Below are 7,040 nucleotides of genomic sequence, written 5' to 3' on the forward strand. Positions count from 1 at the left end.
GCCGCGACCTCCCCCTATTGCAAGATTATCGCTCCCACGATGAATCAGATCGCCAGCCTGCTGCCCCTCGACAACGTCGTGGCCAACCTCGACGCCAGCAGCAAGAAGCGCGTATTCGAGCAGGTCGGGATATTGTTCGAGAACCACCAGGGCGTGGCCCGCAGCACCGTCTATGACGCCCTGTTCGCACGCGAAAAGCTCGGTTCAACCGGGCTCGGTCAGGGCATCGCGATTCCCCACGGCCGCATCAAGGGACTGAAGACGCCCTGCGGCGCCTTTGTCCGCCTGGCCACACCGGTCCTATTCGACGCACCCGACGGCAAGCCGGTCGGACTGATTTTCGTCCTGCTGGTACCGGAAGCCGCCAACGAACACCATCTCCAACTGCTCTCCGAATTGGCCCAGATGTTTTCCGACCGGGCGTTTCGCGAGCAGCTTGCGGCCGCCGCCGACGCTGCGGCGCTGCACGGCCTGTTCGCCAATTGGCACGCGAACTAGTCGTTTCCCAGCTGTTCGAACGCAACCGGGAGCGGCTCCAGCTCTCGTGGGTCAGCGGCGCGATGACGCGGGCGATCTGCGCCAGCGAGCACGTCGTTTCCCCCGCCGACCTGATCGGCCACCTCAACCTGATGCACCCGGAACGCCTGCAGGTCATCGGCGCGCCGGAAGTCGCCTGGGCGCTGCGCCACGCGCCGGAAAAAGTCGCCCACCACATGCAGGAAATCTATGCCGCGCGCCCGCCGGCCATCATCGTCGCCGACGGCTGCACGATCAACGACGGCGTCCGCGCCGGATGCGAGGCCTCTGGCACACCGCTGCTGACAACGCCGATGTCGTCGGCTTTCGTGATCGACACGCTGCGTTATTTCGTCTCGCGCCAGCTTGCCGAAACCGGCACGCTGCATGGCGTGTTCCTCGACGTACTGGGCATGGGCGTGCTGATCACAGGCGATTCCGGAGTCGGCAAGAGCGAACTCGGCCTCGAACTGATATCACGCGGGCACGGCCTGGTCGCCGACGACGTGGTTGACGTTTCGCGCATCGGCTCCGACACCCTGGAGGGGCGCTGCCCGGAACTGCTCAAGGATTTCCTCGAAGTGCGCGGACTGGGCCTGCTCAACGTCCGCACCGTCTTCGGCGAAACCGCGTGCCGACGCAAGATGCGGCTCAAGCTCATCGTCCATCTGCAACGGCCGACGCCGGGAGTCCCCGAGGCAGCGCGCCTGCCGCTCGATGCGCAGACGGAAACCATTCTCGGCGTACCGGTGCGCCGCGTCACGCTGCCGGTGGCGGCGGGCCGCAACCTGGCCGTGCTGCTTGAAGCCGCGGTGCGCGCCACTGTTCTGAAACTGCGCGGCATCGACAGCATGCAGGAGTTCGTCGAGCGCCAGGAGGCCGCTCTGCGCGCCGACAGCAACGGCAGCCCGGTCAACTAGACACCGGCACGCGCGTTATTCGGGCACGGCCATGCGCCGCCAATAAACCAAGGAGATATTCAATGAACAAAATGATCGCCGTCGCCCTGTCTACCCTATTTGCCGCCGGCGTTGCGCTGGCCCAGGCCCCCGCCGCGAAGCCGGCCGAAGCCGCCAAGCCCGCTGCTGCTGCTCCGGCCGCGAAACCTGCTGAGGCCGCAAAGCCTGCGGCCGCCGCACCGGCTGCTCCCGCCGCCAAGGCCGCCGCCGGCGACTGCGAAGCCAAGGCCGTGAGCAAGGATGGCAAACCGCTGGCCGGCGCCGCCAAGAAGGCCTTCATGAAGAAGTGCGAAGGCGGCAGCAAGCCCGCCGATGCCAGCGGCTGCGAAGCCAAGGCCGTGAGCAAGGATGGCAAGCCGCTGGCCGGCGCCGCCAAGGCCGCTTCGATCAAGAAGTGCGAAAAGGATGCCAAGGCCAAGTAATCCGGCCCGCAACCCGGAAAGCGCCGGCTCCACGCCGGCGTTTTTTTGTCCGGTCCGGAAGGGCGGGCAGTATCCAGGGGACCCGACTAGAATCCTGCGGATGAAATCTCCTTCAGACACCCCTCCCCAGTACGAACCCGGCGGCGATCGCATCATGATCGTCATCGTCCTGATTGTCGTCACCGCGCTCGGCGGCATGGCCTGGAGCTTTTTTTCGCGACAAAGCGCACCCACAGACGCCCCCGGGATCAAATCGCGCCACTTGCCACCGTCGGAACGGCCGGCCACGGACAAGACCCCAGCTCCGGCTGCCGTGGCGCCAGCGCCGACTTCTGCCCCGGCACGGTAGCCCTATGCAACGGCTTGCACTGCAACTCGTTGCATAGTATCTTTCGGGCATGTCGCTGGACCATGCCCTGCTGGTATCCCTGCTTGAAAAGCCCAGTTCGGGTTACGAACTGGCGCGTCGTTTCGACCGCTCGATCGGCTATTTCTGGCACGCGACGCACCAGCAGATCTACAAGGTCCTGGCGCGCATGGAGGAAGCCGGCTGGATTTCCGGCGAGCTTCAGGCCGGCGAAGCCGCCCCCGACCGCAAGCTGTACTCGGTCAGCCGCGCCGGCCGCAGTGAGGTTGCGCGCTGGCTGGCGGAGCCCACCGAGCCGGAAGGCGTTCGCGACAGCCTGATGGTCAAGTTGCGCGGCGCGGCCTTCGGCGAAGCCGGCGCCCTGATCCCGGAACTCGAGCACCATCGCGCCCTGCACGCCAATCGGCTGACCGCCTACCGCGTGATCGAGGCGAGGGATTTTTCCGGCACGCTGGACCGCCAGCGCGCCCTGCAATACCAGGTCCTGAAGAGTGGCATCCGCTACGAACAGGGCTGGCTGGAATGGTGCGAGGAGGCGATCGCCCTCCTGCATGGCCATGAACAAGACCCACCAAGGAGAGAAAAGAAATGAGCAATCCCTACCCGCACCTGCTGGCGCCGCTCGACCTCGGCTTCACCACGTTGAGGAACCGCGTGCTCATGGGCTCGATGCACACCGGCCTGGAGGACATCGGCAACAGCCACGACCGCATGGCGGCCTTCTACGCCGCGCGCGCCAAGGGTGGCGTCGGCCTCATCGTCACCGGCGGCTTCGCCCCCAACCAGGACAGCATCGTCATGCAGGGCGCATCGATCCTCGACAACGAAACCGAAGCCGCCAAGCACCGCGTCATCACCGAGGCCGTGCACCAGCACGGCGGCAAGATCTGCGTGCAGATCCTGCACACCGGCCGCTACGCTTACCACAAGCGTCCGGTGGCGCCTTCCGCGCTGAAGGCGCCGATCAACCCGGTCACGCCGCATGCGCTGAGCGAGGAAGAAATCCTCCGGACCATCGCCGACTACGCGCAATGCGCCGCGATGTGCCAGTTCGCCAACTATGACGGCGTCGAGATCATGGGCTCCGAAGGCTACCTGATCAACCAGTTCATCGCGCCGCAGACCAACCACCGCGACGACCGCTGGGGCGGCAGCCTGGAAAACCGCCTGCGCTTCGGCCTCGAAGTGATCCGTGCGGTGCGCGCCCGCGTCGGTCCGAACTTCATCATCATTTTCCGCCTCTCGATGCTCGACCTGGTCGAGGGCGGCTCGACCTGGGACGAAGTGGTGACCATGGCGAAAGAGGTCGAGAAGGCCGGGGCCACGATCATCAACACGGGTGTCGGCTGGCACGAGGCGCGCATCCCGACCATCTACACCGCCGTGCCGCGCGCCGCCTACACCTGGGTCACGGCGCGCATGAAGGGCGAAGTGGGAATCCCGCTGATCACCACCAACCGCATCAACGACCCGCAGGTCGCCGAGGACGTGCTGGCCCGCGGCGATGCCGACATGGTGTCGATGGCGCGGCCCTTCCTCGCCGATGCCGAGTTCGTGAACAAGGCCGCCGCCGGCCGCGCTGACGCGATCAACACCTGCATCGCCTGCAACCAGGCCTGCCTCGACCACATCTTCTCGCGCCAGCTCTGTTCCTGCCTGGTCAATCCCTTCGCCTGCCATGAACTCGACGTCGAGGTAGTGCCGACCGACGCGCCGAAGAAGGTCGCCGTGGTCGGCGCCGGCCCGGCCGGATTGGCCGCCGCCACGCAGCTTGCGGAACGCGGCCACCGCGTCACGCTGTTCGATGCCGCATCCGAGATCGGCGGCCAGTTCAACCTGGCGCGGCGCATTCCGGGCAAGGAAGAATTCGGCGAGACCCTGCGCTACTTCCGCACCCGGCTGAAGGATCTGGCGGTCGATGTGCAGTTGAATCGCCGTGTCACCAGCGCCGACTTTCAGGGCTACGACCACGTCGTCGTCGCCACCGGCATCGTGCCGCGCACACCGGTCATCCCCGGCATCGACCATCCGAAGGTGACGAGCTACATCGACCTGATCGAAGGCCGCAAGCCGGCCGGCAGGAAGGTCGCGGTGATCGGCGCCGGCGGCATCGGCTTCGACGTCGCCGAATTCCTCACCCATGCCGGCGACCACGGCGACCCGATAGCCGCCTACCGCAAGGAATGGGGCATCGATCCCAACTACAGCGAGACGCGCGGCGGCCTGGCCGCGCCGCAGATGGCGCCGAGCCCGCGCGAAGTCTGGCTGCTGCAACGCAAGGCCACCAAGCTCGGCGACGGCCTGGCCAAGACCACCGGCTGGGCGCGCCGCCTGCTTTTGCAGAAGCGCGGCGTGCACATGCAGGGCGGCGTCGAGTACCTGAAGATCGACGACGCCGGCCTGCACATCGCCGTCGAGGGCAAGGAGCGCGTGCTCGACGTCGATACCATCGTCATCTGCGCGGGCCAGGAACCGCGCCGCGAACTCGTCGCCGGGCTCGAAGCCGCCGGCATCGCCTACACGCTGGTGGGTGGTGCCGACGTCGCCACCGAACTCGACGCCAAGCGCGCGATCTGGCAGGCGACGGAATTCGCGGTCGAGTTCTAAGCGAGGAAATCCGCCCAGTTACCCGGCTCGCGCGCCGGCAAGGGCTCATAGCCGGGCATCGCCAGCAGGCGCTGGCGGAAGGTATTGCCATGCAGGCGGGCAAGGAAGCCCTTGCCCTCGGGGCTGTCGGCAATCGCCTGCGTCATGGCGAAGCCGTAACGCTCGGTAAGCAGCGGCACGAAGGCAAGGTCGTAGCGCGCGGCGGCGGCCTCGATGCCGAACGCGGCATCGGCCTTGCCGGTGGCGACTTCCGCAGCGACGGCCTCGTGGGTGAATTCCTCGTGCTGGTAACCGGCGATGGATTCCGGCCGCACACGGGTCGCCGCCAGCAGTTCGTCGATCAGGGCGCGCGTGCCGGAACCACGCTGGCGGTTGACCATGCGCAGGCCGCGGCGCGCGATGTCGCCAAGGCTCGTCAGCCGGTGCGGATTGCCGCGCGCGACGATCAGGCCCTGGCGGCGGCGCATCACCGGCAGGCAGACGTGGGTCGTTGGCTCCAGCCAGCGCCCGAGCCAGCTCTCGATGCGTGCCAAGGGCCAGTCCTCCGGCACGTGGAAGCCGGCCAGTTCGCACTCGCCGCGCCCCAGCGCTGCAAGCGCCTCCTCGCTGCCGCGCCAGAACAGTTCGAAGCGGATGCGTCGGCCGTGCTCCACCCAGTCGGCCAGCGCCAGGTCGTGGCTTGCCGCCACGCGCAGGCGCTCCGGTGCGAAGCGCGCGACGGGAGCCAGCAGGGCCTCCAGCCTTCGCTGCCAGGGAGCATGCACGTCATCCAGCGCAGCGCGCGCGGCGAGGTCAAGTTCCACCAGGGCGGCGCCAAATTCGGTCAGGCGCGTACCGCGTCCGCGTTCCATCACCACCAGTGAAGCCCCCAATGCCTGCTCACACTGGCGCAGCAAGCCCCAGGCGCTGCGGTAGGAAATGCCGGCGGCGTCCGCGGCCGCCCCCAGGGTTCCGCCGGAACCGATCCCGGCGAGCAGGCGCAGCAGGCGCGCGCTGTCCACGTCCTGCAGCAGCGGACCGAAATCCCAACTCCAGCGCAAGCGCGGCTTAGTTGCAACCATCGACATATTCCACCTTTCAACTACCTACTTTAACCTGCTTCATCTTATGCATGCTGCTACATAAATGAATGACCGCAATGGGTGATTCCTTCCTCACCGCCTGGCAGCTCGTCGCTTCCGCCGACGCCAAACTGGCCGACATCGTCTGGCTCAGCCTGCGCGTCAGCCTTGCCGCCACCCTGATCGCCTGTGTCGTCGGCATGCCGATCGGCGCTTTGCTGGCGGTCGGCCGCTTCGCCGGCCGGCGCGTTCTGATCGTTCTGTTCAACGGACTGATGGGCCTGCCGCCGGTGGTGGTGGGCCTGTTGGTCTACCTGCTGCTGTCGCGCGCCGGTCCGCTCGGCACGATGGGTCTGCTGTTTTCGCCCACGGCGATGATCGTTGCCCAAGCGATACTCGTCACGCCCATCGTCGCCGCGCTGACGCGGCAGGTGATTGCCGATGAATGGACGGAGTACCGCGAGCAGCTGCGCTCGCTCGGCGCCAGCCGCAGCCGCGCCGCGGCGACGCTGCTCTGGGACGGCCGCTTCTCGCTGACCACGGCGGCGCTGGCGGGTTTTGGCCGCGCCATCGCCGAGGTCGGCGCCGTGATGATCGTCGGCGGCAACATCGACGGCGTGACGCGGGTGATGACCACCACCATCGCCCTGGAGACCAGCAAGGGCGACCTGCCCCTGGCGCTCGCCCTGGGCTTTGTCCTGATCGCCGTAGTGCTCTCGATCAACGCGGCGGCCTATGCCGTACGCGGTTGGGCGGAAAGGCGGTGGGGGTGAGTCCCTGGCTCTCCATCGACGACCTCGGGCTCACCGAGGGCAGCACGCGCATCATCGATTCGGCGACGCTGGCTTTTTCCGCCCAGCGCAGCATCGTGCTCGGCCCCAATGGCGCGGGCAAGAGCACCTTGTTGCGCCTGATCCACGGCCTGCTGCATCCGAGCCGTGGGCGCCTTGCCTGGCCGAAACCCCTGAGCCAGGCCATGGTCTTCCAGCGCCCGATCATGCTGCGCACGACGGTGTTGGCGAATGTCGAATATGGCCTCAAGCTGCAAGGCCACGCCGCGGCGGAACGAAGGCGCCGCGCCGCCGAAGCGCTGGCCCGAGTCGGCCTC

Annotated in this window: 9 protein-coding genes; 8 read left to right on the forward strand and 1 reads right to left on the reverse strand. The window is 67.2% G+C overall.

Annotated elements, in window-relative coordinates:
* Window positions 1-39: 39 nt before the first annotated feature.
* From ptsN to J0M27_RS17145, 6 genes are all read left to right on the forward strand, one after another.
* Window positions 40-498 carry a PTS IIA-like nitrogen regulatory protein PtsN gene (gene ptsN, locus J0M27_RS17120; RefSeq protein ID WP_294994486.1) on the forward strand — a complete coding sequence of 153 codons (459 nt, stop codon included), beginning with the start codon at window positions 40-42 and terminating at the stop codon, window positions 496-498.
* The gene (gene hprK, locus J0M27_RS17125; protein WP_294994489.1) at window positions 483-1,436 is read left to right on the forward strand and encodes an HPr(Ser) kinase/phosphatase; all 954 of its coding nucleotides are present in this window, start codon (window positions 483-485) and stop codon (window positions 1,434-1,436) included. The genes ptsN and hprK overlap by 16 nt, the downstream gene beginning before the upstream one ends.
* Before the next feature lie 62 nt (window positions 1,437-1,498).
* Window positions 1,499-1,897 carry a hypothetical protein gene (locus J0M27_RS17130; protein WP_294994491.1) on the forward strand — a complete coding sequence of 133 codons (399 nt, stop codon included), beginning with the start codon at window positions 1,499-1,501 and terminating at the stop codon, window positions 1,895-1,897.
* Window positions 1,898-1,997: 100 nt separating this feature from the next.
* Window positions 1,998-2,246, forward strand: coding sequence for a hypothetical protein (locus tag J0M27_RS17135; protein WP_294994494.1), 249 nt, complete (start codon window positions 1,998-2,000; stop codon window positions 2,244-2,246).
* Between the two features lie 49 nt (window positions 2,247-2,295).
* Window positions 2,296-2,856 (forward strand): PadR family transcriptional regulator, encoded by a 561-nt coding sequence (locus J0M27_RS17140; protein ID WP_294994497.1) that lies wholly within the window; start codon window positions 2,296-2,298, stop codon window positions 2,854-2,856.
* Window positions 2,853-4,871, forward strand: a complete 2,019-nt coding sequence (locus tag J0M27_RS17145; protein WP_294994500.1) for an NADPH-dependent 2,4-dienoyl-CoA reductase — start codon at window positions 2,853-2,855, stop codon at window positions 4,869-4,871. Before J0M27_RS17140 ends, J0M27_RS17145 begins: the two co-directional genes overlap by 4 nt.
* On the opposite strand, the gene J0M27_RS17150 is transcribed toward J0M27_RS17145, so the two are convergent.
* Complete coding sequence (locus J0M27_RS17150) at window positions 4,868-5,932, reverse strand: substrate-binding domain-containing protein (RefSeq protein ID WP_294994502.1); 1,065 nt, start codon at window positions 5,930-5,932, stop codon at window positions 4,868-4,870. The two genes, J0M27_RS17145 and J0M27_RS17150, sit on opposite strands and share 4 nt — an antisense overlap.
* A gap of 77 nt (window positions 5,933-6,009) precedes the next feature.
* Here J0M27_RS17150 and J0M27_RS17155 point away from each other — a divergent pair, with 77 nt between their 5' ends.
* Both J0M27_RS17155 and J0M27_RS17160 read left to right on the forward strand, forming a co-directional pair.
* Window positions 6,010-6,705 (forward strand): ABC transporter permease, encoded by a 696-nt coding sequence (locus tag J0M27_RS17155; protein WP_294994505.1) that lies wholly within the window; start codon window positions 6,010-6,012, stop codon window positions 6,703-6,705.
* The coding region (locus J0M27_RS17160; protein WP_294994508.1) for an ATP-binding cassette domain-containing protein at window positions 6,702-7,040 on the forward strand (339 nt) is incomplete at its 3' end. The genes J0M27_RS17155 and J0M27_RS17160, both read left to right, overlap by 4 nt.

Origin of the sequence: Sulfuritalea sp., from assembly GCF_017302275.1 — a bacterium.
Lineage (GTDB): Bacteria > Pseudomonadota > Gammaproteobacteria > Burkholderiales > Rhodocyclaceae > Sulfuritalea.

Bases quoted from the DNA above. Each gene is read 5' to 3' on its own strand.
- ptsN (WP_294994486.1), top strand. From the start codon at position 40: ATGAATCAGATCGCCAGCCTGCTGCCCCTCGACAACGTCGTGGCCAAC.
- J0M27_RS17130 (WP_294994491.1), top strand. From the start codon at position 1,499: ATGAACAAAATGATCGCCGTCGCCCTGTCTACCCTATTTGCCGCCGGC.
- J0M27_RS17135 (WP_294994494.1), top strand. From the start codon at position 1,998: ATGAAATCTCCTTCAGACACCCCTCCCCAGTACGAACCCGGCGGCGAT.
- J0M27_RS17140 (WP_294994497.1), top strand. From the start codon at position 2,296: ATGTCGCTGGACCATGCCCTGCTGGTATCCCTGCTTGAAAAGCCCAGT.
- J0M27_RS17145 (WP_294994500.1), top strand. From the start codon at position 2,853: ATGAGCAATCCCTACCCGCACCTGCTGGCGCCGCTCGACCTCGGCTTC.
- J0M27_RS17150 (WP_294994502.1), bottom strand. From the start codon at position 5,932: ATGGTTGCAACTAAGCCGCGCTTGCGCTGGAGTTGGGATTTCGGTCCG.
- J0M27_RS17155 (WP_294994505.1), top strand. From the start codon at position 6,010: ATGGGTGATTCCTTCCTCACCGCCTGGCAGCTCGTCGCTTCCGCCGAC.